The sequence below is a fragment of the Burkholderia sp. BCC1993 genome (assembly GCF_905339865.1).
Taxonomy (GTDB): domain Bacteria; phylum Pseudomonadota; class Gammaproteobacteria; order Burkholderiales; family Burkholderiaceae; genus Burkholderia.
Genome location: NZ_CAJPGZ010000009.1, coordinates 1 through 23,047 on the forward strand (window position 1 = coordinate 1; position 23,047 = coordinate 23,047).

21 protein-coding genes are annotated in these 23,047 nt (G+C 64.3%); 10 read left to right on the plus strand and 11 right to left on the minus strand.

Annotated features, from left to right (window positions below; genetic code table 11):
- Nucleotides 1-211: 211 nt before the first annotated feature.
- Nucleotides 212-1,135, minus strand: coding sequence for a LysR substrate-binding domain-containing protein (locus U4Y91_RS16135; protein WP_321805868.1), 924 nt, complete (start codon nucleotides 1,133-1,135; stop codon nucleotides 212-214).
- 117 nt (nucleotides 1,136-1,252) lie between these two features.
- Between U4Y91_RS16135 and U4Y91_RS16140 the strand changes: the two genes are divergently transcribed.
- The gene (locus U4Y91_RS16140; RefSeq protein WP_321805869.1) at nucleotides 1,253-2,338 is read left to right on the plus strand and encodes a tartrate dehydrogenase; all 1,086 of its coding nucleotides are present in this window, start codon (nucleotides 1,253-1,255) and stop codon (nucleotides 2,336-2,338) included.
- Between the two features lie 120 nt (nucleotides 2,339-2,458).
- Entirely contained in the window at nucleotides 2,459-2,725 is a 267-nt protein-coding gene (locus U4Y91_RS16145; RefSeq protein ID WP_321805870.1) for a hypothetical protein, read from the plus strand.
- 158 nt (nucleotides 2,726-2,883) lie between these two features.
- Here the strand turns inward: U4Y91_RS16145 and U4Y91_RS16150 are convergent, their stop codons facing one another.
- Entirely contained in the window at nucleotides 2,884-3,363 is a 480-nt protein-coding gene (locus U4Y91_RS16150) for a nuclear transport factor 2 family protein (protein ID WP_321805871.1), read from the minus strand.
- A gap of 55 nt (nucleotides 3,364-3,418) precedes the next feature.
- On the minus strand, nucleotides 3,419-4,033 hold the full coding sequence (locus tag U4Y91_RS16155; protein ID WP_321805872.1) for a TetR/AcrR family transcriptional regulator: 615 nt from the start codon (nucleotides 4,031-4,033) through the stop codon (nucleotides 3,419-3,421).
- Between the two features lie 191 nt (nucleotides 4,034-4,224).
- On the opposite strand from U4Y91_RS16155, the gene U4Y91_RS16160 reads away from it, so the two are divergent.
- Both U4Y91_RS16160 and U4Y91_RS16165 read left to right on the plus strand, forming a co-directional pair.
- Nucleotides 4,225-4,863 carry a GNAT family N-acetyltransferase gene (locus tag U4Y91_RS16160; protein WP_321805873.1) on the plus strand — a complete coding sequence of 213 codons (639 nt, stop codon included), beginning with the start codon at nucleotides 4,225-4,227 and terminating at the stop codon, nucleotides 4,861-4,863.
- Nucleotides 4,860-5,261, plus strand: coding sequence for a hypothetical protein (locus U4Y91_RS16165; RefSeq protein ID WP_321805874.1), 402 nt, complete (start codon nucleotides 4,860-4,862; stop codon nucleotides 5,259-5,261). The genes U4Y91_RS16160 and U4Y91_RS16165 overlap by 4 nt, the downstream gene beginning before the upstream one ends.
- A 525-nt stretch (nucleotides 5,262-5,786) precedes the next feature.
- Here U4Y91_RS16165 and tdh read toward each other — a convergent pair.
- Together tdh and U4Y91_RS16175 are read right to left on the minus strand one after the other, a co-directional pair.
- Complete coding sequence (gene tdh, locus U4Y91_RS16170; protein ID WP_044848754.1) at nucleotides 5,787-6,815, minus strand: L-threonine 3-dehydrogenase; 1,029 nt, start codon at nucleotides 6,813-6,815, stop codon at nucleotides 5,787-5,789.
- A gap of 13 nt (nucleotides 6,816-6,828) precedes the next feature.
- Complete coding sequence (locus U4Y91_RS16175; RefSeq protein WP_044848755.1) at nucleotides 6,829-8,028, minus strand: glycine C-acetyltransferase; 1,200 nt, start codon at nucleotides 8,026-8,028, stop codon at nucleotides 6,829-6,831.
- Nucleotides 8,029-8,189: 161 nt separating this feature from the next.
- On the opposite strand from U4Y91_RS16175, the gene U4Y91_RS16180 reads away from it, so the two are divergent.
- The 3 genes from U4Y91_RS16180 to U4Y91_RS16190 all read left to right on the plus strand — a co-directional run bounded on the left by U4Y91_RS16180 (nucleotide 8,190) and on the right by U4Y91_RS16190 (nucleotide 10,424).
- Nucleotides 8,190-8,801 carry an XRE family transcriptional regulator gene (locus U4Y91_RS16180; protein WP_321805875.1) on the plus strand — a complete coding sequence of 204 codons (612 nt, stop codon included), beginning with the start codon at nucleotides 8,190-8,192 and terminating at the stop codon, nucleotides 8,799-8,801.
- 129 nt (nucleotides 8,802-8,930) lie between these two features.
- Entirely contained in the window at nucleotides 8,931-9,308 is a 378-nt protein-coding gene (locus U4Y91_RS16185) for a DUF2471 family protein (protein ID WP_124485970.1), read from the plus strand.
- Between the two features lie 102 nt (nucleotides 9,309-9,410).
- The gene (locus U4Y91_RS16190) at nucleotides 9,411-10,424 is read left to right on the plus strand and encodes a tyrosine-type recombinase/integrase (RefSeq protein WP_321805876.1); all 1,014 of its coding nucleotides are present in this window, start codon (nucleotides 9,411-9,413) and stop codon (nucleotides 10,422-10,424) included.
- Nucleotides 10,425-10,563: 139 nt separating this feature from the next.
- On the opposite strand, the gene U4Y91_RS16195 is transcribed toward U4Y91_RS16190, so the two are convergent.
- Nucleotides 10,564-11,745, minus strand: coding sequence for a DNA-binding protein (locus U4Y91_RS16195; protein ID WP_321805877.1), 1,182 nt, complete (start codon nucleotides 11,743-11,745; stop codon nucleotides 10,564-10,566).
- Nucleotides 11,746-13,567: 1,822 nt separating this feature from the next.
- On the opposite strand from U4Y91_RS16195, the gene U4Y91_RS16200 reads away from it, so the two are divergent.
- Entirely contained in the window at nucleotides 13,568-14,932 is a 1,365-nt protein-coding gene (locus U4Y91_RS16200; protein WP_057925458.1) for a replication initiation protein, read from the plus strand.
- Between the two features lie 90 nt (nucleotides 14,933-15,022).
- On the opposite strand, the gene U4Y91_RS16205 is transcribed toward U4Y91_RS16200, so the two are convergent.
- Nucleotides 15,023-16,084, minus strand: coding sequence for a ParB/RepB/Spo0J family partition protein (locus U4Y91_RS16205; protein ID WP_321805878.1), 1,062 nt, complete (start codon nucleotides 16,082-16,084; stop codon nucleotides 15,023-15,025).
- Nucleotides 16,085-16,107: 23 nt separating this feature from the next.
- Nucleotides 16,108-16,770 carry a ParA family partition ATPase gene (gene parA, locus U4Y91_RS16210; protein ID WP_059448842.1) on the minus strand — a complete coding sequence of 221 codons (663 nt, stop codon included), beginning with the start codon at nucleotides 16,768-16,770 and terminating at the stop codon, nucleotides 16,108-16,110.
- A gap of 983 nt (nucleotides 16,771-17,753) precedes the next feature.
- On the opposite strand from parA, the gene arsC reads away from it, so the two are divergent.
- The gene (arsC, locus tag U4Y91_RS16215) at nucleotides 17,754-18,110 is read left to right on the plus strand and encodes an arsenate reductase (glutaredoxin) (RefSeq protein ID WP_044848770.1); all 357 of its coding nucleotides are present in this window, start codon (nucleotides 17,754-17,756) and stop codon (nucleotides 18,108-18,110) included.
- 720 nt (nucleotides 18,111-18,830) lie between these two features.
- On the opposite strand, the gene U4Y91_RS16220 is transcribed toward arsC, so the two are convergent.
- Nucleotides 18,831-19,067 carry a zf-HC2 domain-containing protein gene (locus U4Y91_RS16220; protein ID WP_321805879.1) on the minus strand — a complete coding sequence of 79 codons (237 nt, stop codon included), beginning with the start codon at nucleotides 19,065-19,067 and terminating at the stop codon, nucleotides 18,831-18,833.
- Nucleotides 19,048-19,644 (minus strand): RNA polymerase factor sigma-70, encoded by a 597-nt coding sequence (locus U4Y91_RS16225; RefSeq protein WP_321805880.1) that lies wholly within the window; start codon nucleotides 19,642-19,644, stop codon nucleotides 19,048-19,050. Before U4Y91_RS16225 ends, U4Y91_RS16220 begins: the two co-directional genes overlap by 20 nt.
- Nucleotides 19,645-20,019: 375 nt before the next feature.
- On the opposite strand from U4Y91_RS16225, the gene U4Y91_RS16230 reads away from it, so the two are divergent.
- The gene (locus U4Y91_RS16230) at nucleotides 20,020-20,574 is read left to right on the plus strand and encodes an NAD(P)H-dependent oxidoreductase (protein ID WP_321805881.1); all 555 of its coding nucleotides are present in this window, start codon (nucleotides 20,020-20,022) and stop codon (nucleotides 20,572-20,574) included.
- Nucleotides 20,575-20,619: 45 nt separating this feature from the next.
- On the opposite strand, the gene U4Y91_RS16235 is transcribed toward U4Y91_RS16230, so the two are convergent.
- Nucleotides 20,620-22,863, minus strand: coding sequence for a hybrid sensor histidine kinase/response regulator (locus U4Y91_RS16235; RefSeq protein ID WP_321805882.1), 2,244 nt, complete (start codon nucleotides 22,861-22,863; stop codon nucleotides 20,620-20,622).
- Between the last annotated feature and the right edge of the window lie 184 nt (nucleotides 22,864-23,047).

A 23,047-nucleotide genomic window follows, 5' to 3' on the forward strand; every position in this document is an offset into this window, starting at 1 on the left:
GGGTGCGGGTGCGGGTGCGGGTGCGGGTGCGGGTGCGGGTGCGGGTGCGGGTGCGGGTGCGGGCATCATCGTCGGTCGGGCCCGTGCCTCGCGGCCATCGACGTATCGCTGCCTGTTGCATCGTGTCGGCCCATGACGCGATGGCAAGCCCAAAACGGGCATGTGCCGACGTCGCAGACATGCCCCCGTAAAAGCTCACCTTTCGCCGATTTCAGCCCGCATCGTTGCTCGCCGCGGCATTCAACCCGGCGAGCGCCTCCGCCAGAAAATCGACGCACACGCGCACCTTCGCCGAAGCCGCGACGCGTTCCGGATAGACCGCCCAGATGTTCGCCGGCTGAATCACGTCCGGCAGCACGCGACGCAGCGCGCCGCGTTCGATCAGCGGCCCCGCTTCCCAGATCGAGCGCAGCACGATCCCGCGCCCGGCCAGCGCCCATTGCACGGCCACCTCGCCGTGGTTCGTCGACAGCGCGCCGCCGACCTTCACCGTTGCCGTTTCTCCGCGCAGGTTCAGCCGCCACACGCCGAACGGATGGTCGCGCTCCTTGATCGCGAGGCAATCGTGCGACGCGAGATCCGCGAGCGTGCGCGGCGTGCCGCGTCGGGCGAGATAGTCGGGCGACGCACACAGCACGCGGTAGTTCGCGGCAAGGCGGCGCGCGATCAGGTGATCGGCGATCTCGTCGCCGATGCGCACGTCGAGGTCGTAGCCTTCGCCCGCGACGTCGACGAGCCGGTCGAACAGATCGAGCCGTACGTTCAGCTGCGGATAGCGCGCGGAGAAGTCGAGCAACGCCGGCGCGACGACATGGCGACCGAAGCCGAAGCTGCTCGAAATGCGCAGCGTGCCGCGCGGCACCGTGCGCGTGGTCGAGACGTCCTCGACGAGATGATCGACGTCGTCGAGAATCTTCTCGGCACGCGCGAACACGCGTTCGCCGGCCTCCGTGACCGTCACGCGGCGCGTCGAGCGATGCAGCAGCCGCGTGCCGAGCTGCGCCTCGAGCAGCGCGATGCGCTTGCTGACGTACGCGGGCGACACCGCGAGCTGCTCGGCGGCCGCGCTGAAGCTCGTCAGGCGGACGACCAGGCTGAAGACGCGCAGGTCGTCGAGATTCGGCGATTTGTTCACGATTCGTGGAAAGTTGATTAACCTTTCGCACGATTCTAATCTGAATGGAAATAAATAAAATGGCGTCACGTTCCGCTGCGCACGCTGCCGGCGGCCCGAACAGCCAAGGAGGCTTGCATGAGCGACAAGACGTACAGGATTGCCGTCATCCCCGGTGACGGCATCGGCCGTGAAGTGATGCCCGAGGGCCTGCGCGCGCTCGACGCCGTGACGGCACGCTTCGGCATCCGTTTCCAGTTCGAACAGATCGACTGGGCGAGCTGCGACTACTACGCACAGCACGGCAAGATGATGCCGGACGACTGGAAGGCACAGCTGTCGGACATGGACGCGATCCTGTTCGGTGCGGTCGGCTGGCCCGCGACGGTGCCCGACCACATTTCGCTGTGGGGTTCGCTGCTGAAATTCCGCCGCGAGTTCGACCAGTACATCAACCTGCGGCCCGCGCGCCTGTTCGACGGCGTGCCGTCGCCGCTCGCCGGCCGCAACGCGGGCGACATCGACTTCATGATCGTGCGCGAGAACACCGAAGGCGAATATTCGTCGGTCGGCGGCACGATGTTCGAAGGCACCGAGCGCGAAGTGGTCATGCAGCAGTCGATCTTCACGCGTCACGGCACCGAGCGCGTGCTGAAGTTCGCGTTCGAGCTCGCGCAGCGCCGCGCGAAGCGCCTGACCGTCGCGACGAAGAGCAACGGCATCGCGATCAGCATGCCGTGGTGGGACGCACGCGCGGCCGAGATGGGCGAGCGCTATCCCGAGATCGCCGTCGACAAGCAGCACATCGACATCCTGTGCGCGCGCTTCGTGCTGCAGCCCGACCGCTTCGACGTCGTTGTCGCGTCGAACCTGTTCGGCGACATCCTGTCCGACCTCGGGCCGGCCTGCACGGGCACGATCGGCATCGCGCCGTCGGCGAACCTGAACCCGGATCGCACGTTTCCGTCGCTGTTCGAACCGGTGCACGGCTCCGCGCCGGACATCGCGGGCCAGTACGTCGCGAACCCGATCGCGATGATCTGGTCGGCGGCGATGATGCTCGACTTCCTCGGCAACGGCGCGGGCCGCGAACGCGAAGCGCACGATGCGATCGTCGCGGCGATCGAGGACGTGCTGCGCACCGGGCCGCGCACGCGCGATCTCGGCGGCCAGGCAGGGACGCAGGAAGTGGGTGAAGCGATCGCGGTGCGGATCGCCGGCTGACGGAACGAGGCGAAGGGTGCGCACTGGCCAGGTGGTCGATGGATGCGTGTTCAGGGGTGAGCAACACGACCGGCTGCCGCGCACCTTGGTTGATTCCGATGCGCGGGCCTGGATGCGCGCGTGTCGGTATCGATGTCGATGTCGAACGGTGAGCAACGCGATGCGGTGACACGCACGGTCACGTGTCGATCCATCGCCGTAACCGGCATCACGTCGAAGTCGAGCGGTGAGTTGCATCGCGCATCGCTACACACCGATCGAATCTCGCCAGTGTCGATGTCGCATTCGATTCGCGCGCGGGCAACACAACGAAAGCGCGAGCACTGCAATGCGTACGGCGCTTCCGTCAGCGCAATCGCGCCGTTTCCTGCGAAGAATGATCGGTGAGACGCGGGACGTGAAGCATCACACCGTCCCGCACGGAATCGCCCCTTCTCCCGAAAACACTCACCTCAATACACGGCTCCCGAATTTCCTCACCGTTGAGCACCGGCGGCACGCTCGATGCATGATCGAACGCGTCAACGCGTCGTCATCATGCTGCGTCACAGCCCGAGATCGGACAGGCCGGGATGATCGTCCGGACGGCGGCCGAGCGGCCAGCGGTACAGGCGATCCGCTTCGCGAATCGGCAGATCGTTGATGCTCGCGTGGCGATGCGCCATCAAGCCGTTTTCGTCGAACTCCCAGTTTTCATTCCCGTATGAGCGGAACCAGTTGCCGGCGTCGTCATGCCATTCGTAGGCGAATCGCACCGCGATGCGATTGCCGCCGAACGCCCACAGCTCCTTGATCAGCCGGTAGTCGAGCTCGCGCGTCCATTTCCGCTGCAGCAGGCCGACGATCTCGTCGCGGCCCGTCACGAACTCCGCGCGATTGCGCCACCGGCTCTGCGGCGTATAGGCGAGCGACACGCGCTGCGGGTCGCGCGTGTTCCACGCATCCTCCGCGGCGCGCACTTTCTGGCGCGCCGTGTCGAGCGTGAAGGGCGGAACGGGCGGACGAACTTCCGGGGAAGCGGACATGGGATGCTCCTGTTCAAGGTTGGGGCTGCGCACGAACGCAGCCGGTTGGGACGCGTTACTGCGACGCTCGTGACACCGTATCGAGCAAGCATTCGGCGGCGGCGCGCGCATCGCGCGCCGCGACGGCATCGCCGCTGACGAGCGCCACGCCGATCGCGCCGTCGATCAGCAGCAGCCATTGACGTGCGAGGCGGGCCAGCCCGCGGCGCTCGATCCCGGCTTCGTCGGCATACGCGTCGAACCGCTCGCGCACGAACGCGAGCAAGCGCGCCTTGTGCATGCGCGCGACGACGCGCACCGGATCGTCGGCGTCGGCAATTTCACCGGACGCGTTCAGGAACGCGCAGCCGTGAAAATCGGGTTGCACAAACCAGTCGCGCAGCACATCGAACATGCCGAGCAACTGCGCACGCGGCGACTTGCCGCGCGCCAGCGTCGCGTCGACGAACCAGAGCATCCAGCGTTCGTCACGGCGCTCGAGGGCGGCCACGACCAGCGCCTCCTTCGATTCGAAATGCGAATAAAAGCTCTTTCGCGCGGCACCGGATCGCTTCACGATCGCATCGACACCCGTGGCATGGATGCCGCCCGAGTAGATCAGCGCTTCGGCCGCGTCGAGCAGCCGGTCGCGAACGGCCGGTTCGCCGGAGAGATCATTAAGTGTGTTCATGGGTTTACGGTAGAACGATCGTTCTCCCTCGTCAACACCCGCGTGAAAAGGCCCCGTCGTCGGAAGGGCCGAACGCCGCATGGCTCCGCTGGCAGGCGGCGCATTGCAGCCGGTGTTTACGACATTTTTTCTTGAAGCTGGCGCGGGGTGCTCACTACACTTCGGTCACCCTGTCTGGCCGAAAGGACATCATGCAGCGACCGGAATCCGCACGCTCCGCGCGTGCCTATGCGGCTTATGCGAAGCGGCTCGACGGCCGCGTCGTGGTACGGCGTTTCGATCCGCGCAGCGATTCGTATGAATCGCTGACCGCGTTGCTGCACCGTGCGTACGCGTCACTCGGCGCCGCGGGCTTCAACTGTCCGGGGGTCGACCAGCCGGCGTCGGCGACGCGCGAACGCATGCTCACCAGCGAGTGTTTCGTCGCGCTCGGCAACGCGCATCTGGTCGCGACGATCACGATGCAACCGCACGATCCCGATTCGCGTTGCGATCCGTATCGCAGCCGCCGCGTCGCGACGCTCGGCCAGCTGGCCGTCGATCCGGTCTGGCAGGACCGCGGCATCGGCCGTGCGCTGCTCGCGTTCGCGCAACGGCGGGCTGCCGCGCGTGGCGCGACGCACATCGCGCTCGATGCGCCGCATGCGGCTGTCCGGCTCGTCGACTTCTATCGTCGCGAAGGGTTTCGGTTGATCGACGTGATGCGGTTTGCAGGAAACAGCTACGACAGCGCAATCCTGTGCAAGGCGGTTGGGGTAGCAGGCGAGCCGATGCCTGCATCCGACACGACATCGATCGACGTCGCGCAGCGTGCCGGAGCGGCGTCGTGAGACACGAAAGCGACGACGATCGCGCGCGGCTCGCACTACGTCACGCCCGCACGCGGGCAGCACTGCGCATACGCGGGCTGGCGAAGCTGACGGTCATCACGATCGCGGTCACGCAGTTGCTGACGCTCGCGTTCGACAGCCTGCTCGTGTTACTGGGCGACACACCGGAAGCCGCGACATTGCTGCTGTTCCGCTTCGTCACGTGCGCGCTGGTCAGCTTCTGGCTTCAGGCGGACGCATCGCGCGCGTATCGGCATGCAGCGCAACACGGACTCGTGACGGTGTCCGGTGCGCATGGCGATCTGATCGAAATCGCACCGCAATGCCCGAAACGCTGGCTCGTCGTGTTGAGTCTGCAACTCGAGCCGCGACGGTCGAACGGTGAGCGGATCGAATAGCAGGCAGCGCACCGATCGATGCCGACTGGCAGGCTGACGGGTGAGTTTGCACGTCGGTGATCGGCTCACGCCTCGAGGCCGAGCTGTGACTGGGTTGCGTGGTGACGTGCTGGCGCGGACGCAGGGCAAAACCGTGCCAAGCGGTGATGCGGCAAGGGCCCGCTATTCAGGCACGACAAGCGAAAACGGAAGGGCAAAAAGAAAGGCACGCGCCGAGCGACGCGACAGCGTGGACAGCGGAGCGGCGCTGATGGGTGAGGTGCATGCGCGATTGCATGTCACCGATGAGTGCTGCGGAATCGAAGCACGATCGCCCTCGTATCGCTAACGAGAAACGACGTCCAGCCCGTTGAATTCCACGCCTGCGGGACACGCGACAGCATGATCGAGCCGCTGTTCGGTACGCAAACACAGCTCCCGAATATTCTCACCTTACGCGTTTGTCGAAGCGGCCCAGCCCCGACAAACGCTCATGCCCGCACGAGCGGAGCAGCCGGCAAATGTACCGAACCGCCCCGCCGGCACTCAGACCGTCCAGTCGAGAATCACCTTGCCGCTTTCACCCGACAGCATCGCGGCGAAGCCTTTCTCGTAATCGTCCGCCGCAAAGCGATGCGTGATGATCGGCGACAGATCGAGACCGCTTTGCAGCATCGCGACCATCTTGTACCAGGTCTCGAACATCTCGCGGCCGTAGATGCCCTTGATCTCGAGCCCCTTGAAGATCACCTGGTTCCAGTCGATCGCCGTCTGCGCGGGTGGAATGCCGAGCAGCGCGACCTTGCCGCCGTGATTCATCGCCTCGAGCAGGCTCGTGAACGCGCTCGGCACGCCCGACATCTCGAGACCGACGTCGAAGCCTTCCGTCATGCGCAGGTCGGCCATCACGTCGCGCAGCGACTCGCGCGCGACGTTGACCGCGCGCGTCGCGCCCATCTTGCGCGCGAGCTCGAGCCGGTAGTCGTTGATGTCGGTGATCACGACGTTGCGCGCGCCGACGTGCTTCGCGATCGCGACGGCCATGATGCCGATCGGGCCCGCGCCGGTGATCAGCACGTCCTCGCCGACGAGATTGAACGACAGCGCCGTATGCGTCGCGTTGCCGAACGGATCGAAGATCGACGCGAGATCGTCGGAGATCTCGGGCGGAATCTTGAACGCGTTGAACGCGGGAATCGCCAGGTACTCGGCGAAAGCGCCTTCACGATTCACGCCGACGCCGACGGTGTTGCGGCACAGATGCCGGCGCCCCGCGCGACAGTTGCGGCAGAAGCCGCACGTGATGTGGCCTTCGCCTGACACGCGATCGCCGATCGCGAAGCCGCGCACTTCCTGCCCCATCTCGACGATCTCGCCGACGTATTCGTGACCGACGTGCATCGGCACGGGAATCGTCTTCTGCGCCCAGTCGTCCCACTTCCAGATATGGATGTCGGTGCCGCAGATCGCCGTGCGGCGAATCTTGATCAGCACGTCGTTGTGTCCGACTTCGGGGCGCTTCACGCGCGTGAGCGTGAGGCCCGGGCCGCGTTCGAGCTTTGCCAGTGCTTTCATGGTCGCGCCTCCGTCAGACGATGCCGAGCGACTTGCCGACGCGCACGAACGCGGCGACCGTCTGATCGATCTGTTCGGGTGTATGCGCGGCGCTCATCTGCGTACGGATGCGCGCGCGACCGCGCGGCACGACCGGGAACGAGAAGCCGATCACGTAGACGCCTTCGGCCAGCAGCTTGTCGGCCATGTTGGTCGCGAGCTGCGCGTCGCCGAGCATCACCGGGATGATCGGATGCGCGCCCGGCACGAGCGTGAAACCCGCGGCCGTCATCTGCTCGCGGAAACGCGCGCCGTTCTCGCGCACGCGTTCGCGCAGCTTCGCGCCTTCGTCGCTGCCGAGCAGTTCCAGCACCTTCAGCGACGCCGCGGCAATGCTCGGCGTCAGCGTGTTCGAGAACAGGTACGGGCGCGAACGCTGGCGCAGCAATTCGACGATCTCGCGGCGGGCCGCGACGTAGCCGCCCGATGCACCGCCCAGCGCCTTGCCGAGCGTGCCGGTGATGATGTCGACGCGACCGTCGACGCCGCAGTGCTCGGGCGTGCCGCGACCATGCGCGCCGATGAAGCCGACCGCGTGCGAATCGTCGACCATCACGAGCGCGCCGTAACGATCGGCGAGGTCACAGATGCCTTTCAGGTCGGCGATGATGCCGTCCATCGAGAACACGCCGTCGGTCGCGATCAGCTTGTGGCGCGCGCCCGCTGCGTCGGCTTCCTGCAGCTTCGCCTCGAGGTCGGACAGGTCGTTGTTCTTGTAGCGGAAACGCTTCGCCTTGCAGAGGCGGATGCCGTCGATGATGCTCGCGTGGTTCAGCTCGTCGCTGATCACCGCGTCGTTCTCGTCGAGCAGCGTCTCGAACAGGCCGCCGTTCGCGTCGAAGCAGCTCGAATAGAGGATGCTGTCCTCGGTGCCGAGAAACGATGCCAGCGCGCTTTCGAGCTGCTTGTGCACGGTTTGCGTGCCGCAGATGAAGCGCACCGACGCCATGCCGAAGCCGTCCTGGTCGAGACCGGCCTGCGCCGCGGCGATCAGGCGCGGATCGTTCGCCAGACCGAGATAGTTGTTCGCGCAGAAATTCAGCACGCCGGCACCGCCGGCGAGCCGCACGGCCGCCGCCTGGGGACTCGCGATCTCGCGCTCGGTCTTGTAAAAACCGTCCGCGCGGATCTGGTCGAGCGTCCCGCGCACCTGGGCGAGAAAGGCATCACGCATCGCAAAGCTCCTGACAGGGATTCGCATCCCGTCGCGCGCCACTCGTGGCGGCAGCGCAACGGCCTGCTACTGTTATAGTCGGTCGTTCGGTTGACCGCATTTATCCGATATTCCGAACTAGAATTCGAAATACCGAACAACTCTAAGCGAACGGAAACCAAATGGCAAGTTCCTCCGCGTCGCGGCGCACGCCTGCCGGCGCCGCACCGCAAGCGCCGGGCGTGACGCCGCCGCGCGTCGGCGAGCAAATCCAGCGCCTGCGCACCGAGCGCAAGCTGACGCTCGACGACCTGTCGCGCGCGGCCGGCGTATCGAAGTCGATGCTCTCCGAGATCGAGCGCGACAAGGCCAATCCGACGATCGCGGTCGCATGGCGGCTCACGAATGCGCTCGGCATCACGCTCGACGAGCTGTTCTCTCAGCCGAAAGCGCCGGAGACAATCCGCGTGGACGGCCCGCACGACATCCCGACGCTCGCCGGCCACGACGGCCGCTATCAATTGCGCGTATGGGGCCCGATCGACCTGGCCGGCAAGTTCGAGTGGTACGAACTGACGCTGCCGGGCGGCGGCGCGCTCGTGTCGAACGCGCACGAACCCGGCACGCGCGAGCACCTCACCGTGCTGCAGGGCGCGATGGAAATCGAAGCCGCGGCGGCGAGCCGACGCCTGAAGGCGGGCGACACCGCGCGATACCCGGCCGACACGCCGCACGCGATCCGCAACCCCGGCAAGGCCGAGGCGCGCGCACTACTGATCGTGATTCATCGCTGACGATGCGGGTAGCTGGCCGAAAGGCCAGTTGCGGAAAATACTGTATGTTTGTACAGTAAACGGACATTCCGCCATGCATGGCCGGGGTCGGCGCACCGAGGCGCCCGCGCCGGTCGACAGGAGCCTGCGATGACAGAAGAACAAGATTTGGCCGCGCTCAGCTTCAAGGCTGCCGCGCACGACCTCGAACTGATCGTTCGCCATATAGCCGGGCGCTACATCCGTCAGCGCGTCCCGCTGTCGTGGCGCCTGCTGCACGCCATCGAAGCCGAGGCACTCGCCGATCTCGGCTTTGCCAGCCGCCACGAGGCCGGCATGCGTCAACTGTTCGAACGGCCGTCGGACATGACCTTTCCCGAAACGGACGATCCGATCGACTTCGGCCGATCGAACGCGCTGCCCGCCGTGTTCTCGTTCGCGGTCCTCGCGTATGAAGCCGCGGCCAAATCGCAGGAAGCAGCGCCCCGCGAGCGCGTTCACCGCCCGTCGAAGGCGTGGGGCGACTGACGCCAGGCCCCGAGCGTCCAACACGGTGGGCGGCTCCCGCATCCTGCTGTCCGCGACGTTGCGGAAAGGGCTACCATATACGCAACTAACGGAATAAATAACATGTCCCTTCCCACGTCCTCCGACACCCCAGCACGCCCGGAAGAAAAGGATCTGTTCGACCGCGGCGCGTCCGACTGGATCATCTCGCCCGAAGCCGCGTTCGACGCATGGCTTGCCATGCAGGACTACCGCCGTTCGTCAGCCGACGTCTACCGCGCACAATGGGGCGCCTTTCTTGCCTGGCTGCGTGCAAACCAGAAAAACCTGGCCACGGTCGATACCGCAACGATCGCGAACTTCGTCGGCGAGCTTCCGATCCGGAAAACGCAGCGAATGCGTTATTTGCGGCTGATCGAACGCGTGCTCGACCACATCCGGCGCACCGAGTTCGCGTCCACCAACCCGGCCCGCTTCATTGCTCAGGATGGCGAAGCGAACTGGCGTCAGGCACGCGACAACGAGCCAACCGGTTTCCTGACACCGGCCGAACGCGCAAAGTTGCTGGCCTACCTGTTTTCGCCGATCGGCGTGTCGGGCTCCGCATACTGGAAAGAGCGGCGCGACCGCGCGCTCGTCGCCGCGTTTCTCGGCGCCGGCGTGAAGACCGGCGAAGCACGCGTGCTCACGATTAGTTGCATCAATACGAGCGGAACGTCGCTGCAGATCCCGTCGACGCATCCCGATTTCGCGCGCGAAACCCATCTGGCGTCGTTCGCGATCGCGTTGCTCGAAGCATGGCTCGTGGAGCGCAAGCGCCAGGAGATTCCCGGCGAGCTCGTGTTTCCCGCATCGCACGCCGGGCGGCCGATGCACAAGGCGACGATGCTGCGCGCGATCGATGCGATCGTCGAATCCGCGGGGCTGACGTCGTCGCGCACCGCACGCGCGAGTCCGCAAACGCTGCGCAACACCTATGCGGCCGAGTTGTTCGAACACGACGTACCGCCCGAGCGGGTCGGCAAATGGCTCGGCTTCGTGCGGCCGATCTCGTCGAACCGGCTGCACCGCGCGTGGAAAAACTGGCGTGACGATCTTGCGAATGGTGACGCGTCCGACCAGGACGAAACTCACTGATGCCGAACCGGCTGCTCACATGACGTGATCCGTGAGCAGCCTTGTGCGGCGTAGCCTCACCGTTTCCCTGCTCCCGAAAAACCTCACCTCACGCGTCCCGAATCACCTCACCTGTGCGATCGCTGTGCCGACCGGCGCGTCAATCGCGTGCAAAGCGTGCGACCGCTTCGAATCGTGAAGGCCAGGGCCCCGACGCATGTTCGCATTCGGGGCACGATACTTCGAACCCGTCGTCGCCGTGCGACAACTCCGGTTCGCCGTCGCAATGCGGGCACTGGGTCGGCACCGGAATTTCATGGTCCAGTGACGTTCCGATCGCGGAGAACGCATCCGCATCCAGCTGACCGGCGTCGGCCAGGCGCCGGATCAGCGCGGAAATCTCCGGGTTCATCCCGCGGCTCGCGCGCAGCGTATTCACGTCGCGCGTCGCGCGTTCCAGCTCGTCGCCCTGGCTGCGAAGCTGTTCCTCGAGCCGGTCCGCGCGAGCCTTGGCCGAACTCAGTTGCTGAAGGAAATCGAATTCCTTGCGCTGCACGTCGCGCAGACCGCTCTGGTAGGTCGACGCCATGCTGCGCAGCGAGTCCAGCTCGACCAGCATCGGTTTGACGCGGCGCTCGGCTTCGGCCACCGCATCCTTGATCTGCTGCGCATAGTGTTCGGTGCGCTGCTGCAATTCGGCTTGCAGCGTATCGATACGGTCGCGCAGCGCCGCGTTCTGCGTCTGTTCGGCATCGACGCGGCCGGCCATGGCGGCCAGTTCCTTTTCGAGTCGGGCGACTGTGGTGAGCAGCGTCGCCTCGTTTGCCGAACCGTGCGTCGATTGCGAGGCCAGTTGCACCTCGAGCTCGGTCACACGCGCCTGTAGCTGCTCGTTGCGGGTTTCGCTGCGCGTCAGCGCGCCTTCGAGGGTTTCCTGGCGAACCGTGGCGTCGCGCAGCCGCTGTTCCGCATCGGTCACGCCGGCGCGGATCTGCTCGCGGTCGACATCGAGACTTTCCCTCGCCGCTTTCAACGCCTCTTCATATAGCGCGCCGAGCAATGCGCCGGCCTTTTCCTCGACCGCTTTCGGAATCGCCGCACCGTCGAGCCGGACCTTCGACGCGGCACGGATCCGTTCCCAGAAATGATCGATGTCCTTCGGAATGTCGCTGGCACTGCCGGTCTGGGTCAGATCGCGGACATTGGCGGCCGACGGCCGGATGCCGAGATCGAAGAATAGGCGCTTGCAGGCATGCAGCGACAACTCCTGGCGGCGCGCGCCGCTCGCGCGTAGCGATTCGAGTTCTTCTCGGATGGCTTCACGTATTTCATCCAGCGTCATGGCAGGACTCACAGACATTGAAATGTTGTGATCATAACGGAATACGTATTTTTCGATACTTGTTTTTGTTGGCCGCGGCGAATTTGCGTCGCTGTGCACAGAAATCGGCGCTGTGAGCCGATCTGGATGAGCCAGCGTCCCGATTCCGTGAAACAAAGCGAAGAAAGCGAGCCAAGTGCTTGTGCTGAAAGCGTTTTTTAGCAAGCCCCGAAAACGGGCATTTGTTTCACATGACTGGCGTCACGCTTGCCTGTCGGTGTTCAGGGGTTGGGGTCTCTGTGGAAAACTCGGCGACCGATGTCTTGAGAGTATTAGAAGTAAACACCCTTGAACCCTTAGTTAAAAACGTTAACGCCACGGCACAGCCTTATGTAGCAAGGCTTTCCGGCCGACAAGGTGAAGTTTTACGGGAACCAAGGTGATCCTCTGCGGGAGCTGAAGTGATGGGGTTCGGGGATCTGCGTGAGCCGATGCAGGAAAGGTCGTGAGCGGATTCGGGATCACAGTGAAATGCGAGATTTCCCAAAGGTGAGGCTTTTCGGGGCTGCACAGCCATGGAAGCCGCGCTGTGCCTGCGCGCACAGTTTTCTGCCTGTGCAGACATAGGTGAGAATTTGCGGGACCTTATTCGCGCCCCCATTCTGCCCATCTTTTGGGCAGTTTTCATGAAAGGTGAGGTTTCACGGGACTCCACAGGGATTTGCTGTGAGGATTTCCGGGAAGCGACGGTCATTTTGCACGGTAAAAGTGCCCTGTGGCGCCTGTGAAGCCTGAAAGGTGAGGCTTTTCGGGGGCAAAATCCGGGTTTTCCTGCCCCAATCCCGTTGAGGTGAGCTTTTTCGGGACATCGATCACAGGCTGCCGGTTGCTTGATAGGTGAGCCTTTTCAGGAGAGCTATTTGCTCGAAAACAGGGCAAAGGTGAGGCTTTTCGGGACCCGTGACGGGGCGAATTCGCTGAAAAGCCCGCCGGGACTGGCAGAAATCTGATTTTTGCTGTGCCACTTTTTGGCACAGGTGAGATTTTTCAGGAGTCGACACACAGCTGTCGCCGACGCTCGCATGCCGCAAAGGTGAGGCTTTTCGGGGGATGATCGCCAGGCACAGCAGAACGCCTGCTGCACATAAGTATCGGACGGCATTGACATTTTTGATACCGCGGCGGTTACGGTGAGGTTTTTCGGGAGCCGTATCCGCATCCGTTGGAGCGCCGCTTTTTTCAATAAGGTGAGGCTTTTCGGGAGGTCCTGGCGGGCGATCCCGTGTGTGCCGGGGACTCGTCGGGATCCGGGTCACAGAATTCCGAGCCGTTGAGGTGAGAATTTTCGGGACCGAACGGTTTCCGCGCGCTGTACAATGCGCGCCCGGCCCTGTGAATCGGCTTCGATCGACTCGCGGCGCCTCCTTTTTGGCTCGGTTTCCGGGTCCCGGGCGCGGTTGCGATCGCCCCGGTCAGCCGCGCCTGTACATGCATACAGGCCGGTGCGGGCCTGTCCGCTCGATGTCGCGACGTCCAGTGGCGACCCTGTGACGAGGATCCGGAAGTGCAGTCGTAAAATTACGACAAATCGAAAGGTGAGCCGATACGGGAGCAAGTTTCGCACGTGTCGAGCACAGGCAAAAATCTGTGAATCCGCGCATCCCGCGGCACGTCTGGACGAGTCCGAAACGCTGTAAATCCGGACCGGTGAGGTTTTTCGGGAGAGGGTTGGGGTGAGTGCCGTTTCACACGCGCACTTCACCCGCTATGGTGAGCATGTCGTTCTGGACGCACATCACCACAGGCGCTATCCTTCCGTGAAACTTCTCCTCCGACCCGACGCATGGCCACGAAGCGCGCCAAGAAAACCGATGTGGATGTGGTGAGTGCCAGTTCAGCCGAATTGCGTAAGGCCGTCGAGGCGATCGCAATTCAGCCGAAGAGCGGCAAGATCACACTCCTGACCCGCAAGCTGTTCAACGTCCTGCTCGCCGTCGCGCAGCAGGCCGACGACTCGGGCGATACGTATCGCGCGCTGCTGTCGGATATCGTCGCCAACTCCGCCTTCGATTCGAACGACACCGCGCTGGTGAAGGAACACCTGCGCCGCATGGTGTCGGTTCAGGTTGAATGGAGCACGGGGACGTCGAGCCAGAAGCCGGGCCGCAAGTGGGGGATCTCGACGCTGATCGCCGATGCCGAAATTCTCGAGGATCCGGCTACCCGCCGCGTGTGGGTCGAATTCTCGTTCGCACCGAAGATCAAGAAGAAGCTGCTCGACCCGGTCCAGTACGCGCGTCTGAGCCTGCAGTTCCAGAGCCAGCTGCGCAGCAGCGCCGGTCTCGCGCTCTACGAGATCTGCGTACGCTACCTGACGAACCCGAGCCACCTGACGATGCGCGAGCCGTGGGAATGGTGGCGGCCGATCCTGTCGGGCACGCCCGATACGGAAGCCGGCGACGAGGCGAAGCGCGAGTACAAGTACTTCAAGCGCGACTACCTGCGTCCGGCGATCGCCGAGGTCAACGCGGTCACCAACATCTTCGTCGAACTGATCGAGCATCGCGAAGGGCGGCGGGTTGCGGAGATCCAGTTCCGCGTGACCGAGCGCAAGCAGCCGATGCTCGCGCTCGACGAGCATCCGAACGTGTTCGACAGCACGCTGGTCGACCGGATGGTGAAGCTCGGGATTCCGCTCAAGGAAGCGCAGACGCTCTACGCGGACAGCGAGGAAAACCGGATTCGCGCCGCGCTGCAGATGACCGAGCAGCGGATGCGCAGCACGACGCTGCCGCCGGTGCGCAGTGCGCCCGCGTTGTTCAAGGATGCGCTGAAGAAGGGTTATGCGCCGCCGGTCGAGTCCGTCGACGCGCTGCCCTCGGGCACGCCTGCCGCAAAGGTCGTCGCGGCGCAGCCGGACGATCTGAAGGCGCGTCTGTTGAGCGAATTTGCGGCGTTCCGCCGCAAGGAAGCGAAGGTGCTGTACGAGGAGCAGGGCGACGCGGAGCGCGAAGTGGCGCGCGAGTCGTTCGAGTCGGAAGTGTTGCCGACGATGGGCTCGCACCTGCGTGACGACTGGCGCAAGCGCGGCCTCGATTCGAAGCTGGCCGAGACGGCGTTTTTCGACTGGCTGGCCCAGAAGACCTGGGGCGAGCCGACCGACGGCGACCTGCTGTCGTTCACCCTGAATCAATCGCGGGCCGCCTGAGGCCTGTTCAGGCCCCTCTGACGGGCCGCCGCCGGCCGCCCGCCCAACCGGCGGGCCCGGCGCATCGCCAGGCCCTGCCGGCCGTTTCCATCAGTCCGACAACAGCATCCGCTCGAGCTGCTCGAGGATCGCGTCGCGCTTGTCCTTCGGGAGGCCGCGCAGGCGCAGTTCGATGCGGTCTTCGCCATACGACTTCAGGTCGCCGACCGACTTGCCGCCGAGCTTGATCTCGAGACGCTGCGCATAGCGCTGGCGGCCCGCCGGCTTCGGCGTTTCCTGCGCCGCGACGCGGCCCTTGACGATGTCCGACACCTGACGCGTGCTGAGATCGTCCGACACGATCTTGTTGATCAGCCGCAGCGTCGCCTCGGTGCCGCGCGCGTTGTGATATCGGCCGACCTGATACGCCATGTTCGAACCGAAACGATCGGGGCGCGCAACCATCTCCTGCATCACGCTTTCCGGCAGCTTGCCGATCGACAGCGCGACCGCGACCGTCGACTCGTCGAGGCCGAGATGCTCGGACAGTTCCTTCTGACTCAGGAAGTGCTTGTCGTCGAGGAAGCGGCGCCACACGACGGCGTTGTCGAACACCGTCTGCGAATCGCGTTGCACGTTCAGGTCGTAGCCGAGCTTGTAGCTCTGGATTCCGATCGGCACGTCGATCACGATCGCCTTCACCGACTCCTTGTTCGCTTCCTTCAGCGCGCGCACGCGGCGGCCGCCGTCGCTGACGAAATACGAGCCCGGATTGTCGTAGTCGGGAATTACGTGGATCGCCTGCTGCTGCCCCTGCTTTGCGAGGTTGACCGCGAGTTCGGCAATCGACGACTTCAGATAGAAGTGCCGCGGGTTGAACGGGCTATGCTTGATCGTCTTCAACGGCAGTTCGATTACCTGGCCGGGCGCATAGCGGTTCTCGAGGCGCCACGCGCGATATTGCGGCGACTCGTCGGTCGAAGGATCGAGCAGGACGTCCGGAGACGGTGGCGGCGTGATGTCCTTCTTGGCGGACTTCGTCGGGGCCGGCGTGGCCGTCTCGGATTTGACGATGCCGTCGATGGCATTCAGGCGATCAAGCGCCGTGCGCTTCTCGCTCGTCGTGATATCCGGGCGCGCTTGGAATCCTTTTGCAAATTGGGAGGGTTTCATGTGACTCCTTTATGCGCATAAAGTCAGGGCAGCATGGCGACGATTTCGTCGGCGCATGCGCGAATTTCCGCGGCGGCCAGCTTGGCGCCGCGATCGTTCATCTGTAGCACGGTCTGACCGAGCGCCATTGCCTGCTTGTACGCTTCCCGGGTCGGGATTTGCGTCTTCAGCAACGGGAAGCCGAGCTCCTCGAGCGCACGCTTGAGCTCGCGGGTCAGCATGCGCTTCTCTTCGGTCTTGTTCAGCAGGAAGACGGCACGGAGGTCTTCGTTCATCACCTGCGCCTGCTGGATCAGCTTGACCAGCCCGACGCTCGACCAGTAATCGGCTGGCGACGACGAAGTCGGGATCACGGCGATCGATGCGGCCAGCAGCACGACGCCGGAGACTTTCTCGGTGATCGACGGCGGGCAATCGACGACGATGATGTCGTAGTCGTTGATGAACTTCTTGATCTCGCGATGGATCTGGCCGCCGGCTTCGGCGAGATTGACGACCGGGAACGGGATGCCGGTGTCGCTGTCACCGGATGCGCTCGACCAGTGAACCAGTGTGTTTTGACCGTCTGCGTCGATGACGAGGACGCGCTTCCCTTTCTCATGGAATGCCGCGCCGAGGTGCATGGCAATCGTGCTTTTGCCGACACCACCTTTTTGTTGAGTGACTGCAATGATTTCCGCGGCCAATTTTCACTCCTGTTTTTGGTCGTTGGAATTCTACAGGACGATATTTATATTTCAATGAAATTGTCGTTTGCCAACTACGCGTTAGCCATTCGGGCTATCGGTTTATGCGCATAAACGAATGAGGACGCTTGATGACTGGAACGGACGGCGGCGAGATTGCTGCGGTGGATGGTGAGCGGATGGATCGTCGTGACGACAGGCGTTTCTGCCCCTCGTTCGAGAAGCTGATCGGCGCAATGTGTTGGCGCCTACGCTGTCGATAGCCGAACGCGCGGGGCCTTGGTGACGGGGGAGTTTGTGCGCATAAACTTCGGCGGTGCTGGAGAGTATGTACGAGTCGGTGTCCTCGCTTGAGCACGGGCCCGGATGACGAACGCCGCGCGGCTCAGGCCGGCGCGATACTCGCGCTACGTGCCGTGTGCCGTGTGCCGTGTGCAGCGTGCAGCGTGCAGCGTGCAGCGACGATGCGCTGGCCGCCCCAAGCGTTTATGCGCATAAACCATCGAGAGGTTCGACAACGATCGGCGGCCCCACGTCGGCAAGCGCGCATCAATACGCCCCGCGACAATGCCCCGGACGGACGCGATCGCGTGTCGCCCCGCTGATCGTTCGAGGCATCGAAGTGTCCGCGCCAGTCGCGATATCAGTGGACCTCCCCACCTCGGGAAGCGACAGCTTTATGCGCATAAACCCGGCGACGGATAAAACCGTACGGTGGCCCTCGCGTGAGAACCTGCAACACGCCATAACGATGCGTCGTTGTTCACCTGCGCTTGCCGCCGCAGACGGCCTTGGCGATTGTCCATGCAACGCACTTTATGCGCATAAAGGCATCACGCGCACCGCGCGCTCGTCGGCGCGACCGATTTTCCCCGCATGCCGCACCGGACTCCAACTCCCCTTTCGCCCGCGCGCCGGTACCCGCCGAAACGCACGCAACCAGACTGGCTACAATACGTTCCTTTCCTATCCAGGTCCGAATGATGATCACGATCTACCACAACCCCCGCTGCTCAAAGTCCCGCGAGACGCTCGCACTGGTCGAGACGTTGAACACCGCCGGCACGCAGGTGAATGTCGTCGAGTATCTGAAGACGCCGCCGACGGTCGAGGAACTGGAAGCGTTGCATCGTCAGCTCGGGCGCCCGGTGCGCGACATGCTTCGCGATGGCGAAGAGCCGTACAAGACGCTGGATCTGGCCCGTGCGAGCCTGACCGACGCGGAGGCCTATGAAGCGATTGCGGCTCATCCGATTCTGCTGCAGCGTCCGATCGTCGTGTATCGAGGCAAGGCGGCCATCGGCCGCCCGCCCGAGTCGGTGCGCGCGCTGTTCGAATAATTGTTGTTCGTCATATTTTTCTTATCGCATCATCCCGGCGCGAGCGCGCCGGGAATAAGCGACTGAATTCGCGAACCGCAACCGACCACCGCGGCTACGCTGCCGGTGGTCATCAAATGAGCCGCGCGTAGCGGAAATCACGAGACGCATCGGATCGACCGGTTGAATTCGAGTAGCACAACCGTCCACCGTGGTTGCCCGGCCAGCAGTCATCAATGGAACCCACTCGTAGCGGAAATCACGAGACGCGTTGGATCAACTGGTTGAATTCGAATACCGCACCCGTCCACCGTGGCTACGCTGCCGGTAGTCATCAAATGAGCCACTCGTAGCGGAAATCACGAGACGCGTTGGATCAACCGGTTGAATTCGAATACCGCACCCGTCCACCGTGGCTACGCTGTCGGTAGTCATCAAATGAGCCACTCGTAGCGGAAATCACGAGACGTGCCGGGCCGACCAGTTGAATTCGAATACCGCCCCTTCCCTCGTGGCTGCGCTGCCAGCCGTCATCAAATGAGCCACTCGTAGCAGCAATCACGAGGCACGCCGGATCGACCAACCGAATTCACACACCGCCAACGACGACCTCCGACGCCACGCAGCGAGCAGCTCGCACTCGACGCCCACGAGCCGCGTCCAACGTCCCCCCTTCGACGTCAACAACGACATCGCCAGCTGCAACGCGTAACCACGTAACCGCACAACGACATCAGCAACTCAGCCCTGCCCGTCGCCCGACGACTCATCCCGATCGCCACCCGCTTCATCCCCCGTCCCCCGCCCCGCCGCCGCATGCGCTGCCGTCCGCAGCAGCGCGATCTGCCCGCGATACGCCCGGCATCCGCCACAAGCCGGCAGATGCACATGCACCTGCATGCGCTCATGAAGCGTCAAGGACCGGTCGAGCGCATCCGACAGCAGTCGCGTCACGTCCCTACATTTCCCCGGCAGCATCTTCGGTCGTCAGTCCTTTTTCGCTGAGGCAGGTGCGCAGGCGCGTGCGCGCCCGATACAGCAGCACGCTGCAATGATTCGTCGTCAACGTCAGTTCGCTGCAGATGTCGGCAATCTCGACGTCGAGGAATTCGCGCATCATGAACACGCGCCCGATGTGTTCCGGCAGGTGGTCGAGGCAGACCTGGAACAGCACCCAGAACTGCTGTTGCTGCAATAGCGTTTCGGGGCGCGGCCACGGCCGCGGCTTCGTGTGCGCGGCCCAATGCCCGTTTTCCTTGAAGAGTTCGCGATCGAGCGCGGATTCGCCGTCGAGTTCCGCATCGAGCGCGGACAGGCTCACCGTCCGCTGCCGCGCGCGCAGGATGTCGATCAGCTTGTTGCGCAGGATGCCGAACACCCAGGTCTTGTGGGCGGACCGTCCCGCGAACTCGCCCGCGTGCGACCACGCGGCGGTCAGCGCTTCCTGCACGGCATCCTCGGCCGCATCGGCATCGCGGAGCTGGAGTCGCGCGAAGCGCAGCAGGTCGCGCCGCAGTTGCGCGAGATAGGCAGGGTCGTCGTACGCGGACAGCATGGCAGGTCAGGAGCCTTACGAAGCGAAAGCGCTCGCGTGCGCGCCACCGGGCGGGCGCGTCGCGATGTGCGAGCAGCTTACTGGGCGAGACGCTGCGCTGCAACGCATGTTCCGTCGCGAATTCACGAAGCCGGCCGGCGCCCTGCGCTATGCTTGCCGAAGCTTGGCGTTGCGCGCCGCGAAATCGCGACGCGGGCGGTTTGTAACATCAGACCATAACGGTCAAGTTATCCACAATTTCTGTGGAAAACCTTGTGGAAAGTCGGCCGGTCGGCCCCGTGGGACGGCTCGCGGGCTGGCTTGCCTATAAACAGACCTTTGTCGCCTGTCCAGCATCAATCGATTCGATTCCTTACTCACCGGAAGGAGAAAGCCATGTCCTATCGTGTTGCAGTCGTCGTCGGCAGCCTGCGTCGCGGTTCCTGGAACCGCGCGCTCGCGCATGCCGTGATCTCGCTCGCCCCCGCCGATTTCTCGTTCGAATTCGTCGAGATCGGCGAACTGCCGCTCTACAGCCAGGACTATGACGCGGACTTTCCGGAAGTCGCGAAGCGCTTCAAGCAGTCGATCGAGGCGGCCGACGCGCTGCTGTTCGTGACGCCCGAGTACAACCGCTCGATCCCGGGCGTGCTGAAGAACGCGCTCGACTGGGGCTCGCGCCCGTGGGGGCACAACTCGTGGTCCGGCAAGCCGGGTGCGGTGCTCGGTACGTCGCCGGGTGCGACCGGTACCGCGCTCGCGCAGCAGCACCTGCGCAACGTGCTCGCGTATCTCGACGTGAAGGCGCTCGGCCAGCCGGAAATGTTCGTCAAGCACGACCCGGCGCGTATCGACGACGAGGGCCGGATCGTCAGCGAAGATACCCGCAAGTTCCTGCAGGGCTTCGTCGACCGCTACGTCGACTGGGTGCGCGTGCTGAAGGCGGCCTGATCGCCGTTCCGTTGCCGCCGCCGGCACCGGCCCGCATGCCGCGGGTCAGGCGCCGGCGTGCCGTGCATCGCGCGCTTCGCGGATGCCGAGCAGGATCTCGTCGAGCAGCGCGATGTCGAACGGCTTCGACAGCACGCGCACGTTGACGGTACGCGTGCGGTCGAGTTCCTCCGCGTAACCCGTGACCAGGATCACGGGCAGCTTCCCCGGCCGCTTGTCGATCGCTTCGGCGAGATCGATGCCGTTCAGGCGGCCCGGCATGTGGATATCCGAGATCACCAGGTCGAATGCGTCGTTCGCGGCCGCGCCTTCGATCAGGCGCAGTGCGTCGTCGGCGGTGGGTACATAGGTAACGCGGTGCCCGAGCAGCGTGAGCAGCGCCTCGGTGCCGGCCGCGACTTCGCCGTTGTCCTCGACCAGCAGCACGTGCAGGCCCGCAAGCCCGCCCGCGTCGTGCGCGGTGGCCTGCGGTCGCGCGACGATGTCCTCGACGCGTGCGCGCGGCAGGTAGAGGCGCACCGAGGTCCCGGCGCCGACCGCGCTGTCGATCGTCGCGAGGCCGCCCGAGCGCTCGCAGAACGCGAACACCTGCGGCAGCCCGAGCCCCGTTCCCATCCCCTGCGCCTTCGTCGTGAAGAGCGGCTCGAACGCGCGCGCGAGCACGTCGGGCGGCATGCCCGAGCCCGTATCGTCGAGCGAGATCTGCACGAAGTCGCCGGTCAGCGGAAAGCCGTCCTCGCGGCGCAGCGTCACGTTGCGCGCGCCGACCGTGAAGCGGCCGCCGACCGTCATCGCATCGCGCGCGTTGACGGCGAGATTGATCACCGCGAGCTCGAGCTCCGCGACATCGACCCGGATCGGCCATACGCCGGGCTCGATCGCGACGACCAGCAGCGATTTCGAACCGAGCGACGTCTTCAGCAGTTCGCGGCACGTGCCGAGCCATTGACCGACGTCGATCGTCTCGTTGTGCAGCGGCTGCTTGCGCGCGACGCCGAGCAGCTGGCGCGTGAGCGACTGGCCGTTCTTCAGCGCGCGTTCGATCGCGCCGAGTTCCTTGTCGAGATGCTGGACGCCGCGTCGCCGCGCGATCTGCACGTTGCTCGAGATGATCATCAGCAGGTTGTTGAAGTCGTGCGCGACGCTGCCGACCAGGTTGCCGAGCGCCTGCATCTTGCGCGACTGCCGGTACGCCGATTCGATCGAGCGCCGCATCGACGCTTCGGCCTGCCAGCGGTCCCAGGCCTCCTCTTCCGCCTTCAGCCGCTTCAGCGACAGCCAGATCACCGACCACAGCGCGATCGACGGCGCGAACATCGAGATGAACAGCACGCTCAGGTGTTCGTACCATTCATGCCAGATCGCCGACGTGCGGTACGCACATGTCACGTACACGGGGTAGCTGCCGACCTGGCGGTACGCGACGATTTCGCTGCTGGCGCCGTCGTGGCGCACCCGCACGACGCCCGCGCGCGGATCGTTGCGCGCATTGCCGAAGGTGGCCGTGAGATCGGTGTGCGCGAGTGACGGCGGCGGCGGATACGACGCGATCACCGCGCCGTCGGAACGCGCGAGCGCCATCGTCATCGGGGTGGCCGCGCCGCCGAGCAGGTCGCGGTAGAACGCATTGAAATACGACGACTTCAGCGCGATCGACACCATTCCGGCGAACGAACCGTCGCTATGGCGTCGCGCGACGCCCGTGTTGAACACGGGGATGTTCTCGAGCTTGAGCGGCCCCATCATCAGCTTCGAGATGTGTTCGATCACCCGGCCGTCGCGGATGCCGGCGAAGTCGTCGCGGTTCGCGATCGACGCATAGGGCGCCGGATAGTAGAGGCTGTTGGCGAGCAGCATCCCGCTCGCACCGAAGATCGACACCGCGGCCACCTGCGGATAGCCGCCGCCGATCGTGTTCAGCGCTTCGTGGATGTCGGATTCGTGGCGGCGCACGGTGGCGTCGTCCATGTCCTGCACGAGGTCGACGATGCGCGCATCGAGCGTCTCGCTCAGGTCGAACACCTTGAGCGCATGTTCCTCGGCGACGCGCACGGTGCGCATCGTCACGTCGCTCGCCGCGGCTTCGCGGGCCTTCAGGTCGTTGTACGCCATGACCGATACGTAGATGCACGGCAGCACGATCGCCGCGACCAGCAGCACGATCAGCGTTACGCGCCGGACCGCGAAATCGTGCTCGGGTGCGCCGGACGCATAGCTGCCGTCGTCCTGCCAGTCGTCGGCGGGCGGTGCGGCGTGCGTGCGGGAGTCGGCGGGACGTTCGGACGTCATTGAAGAAGGCGGGTGAAGCGGAGGTGTTCCATCATAAACGAGTTGCGCACGCCCACCGTACCGCCGCACCGATGTGCAACCTGATGATTCCGACAGGGGCACGGTGAAAGATTGAAAACGCTATGAATCCGGCAGCGCAAACGTACACAAAGAAAAATTTTGCGTGCTTATCTCGAAAATGGTC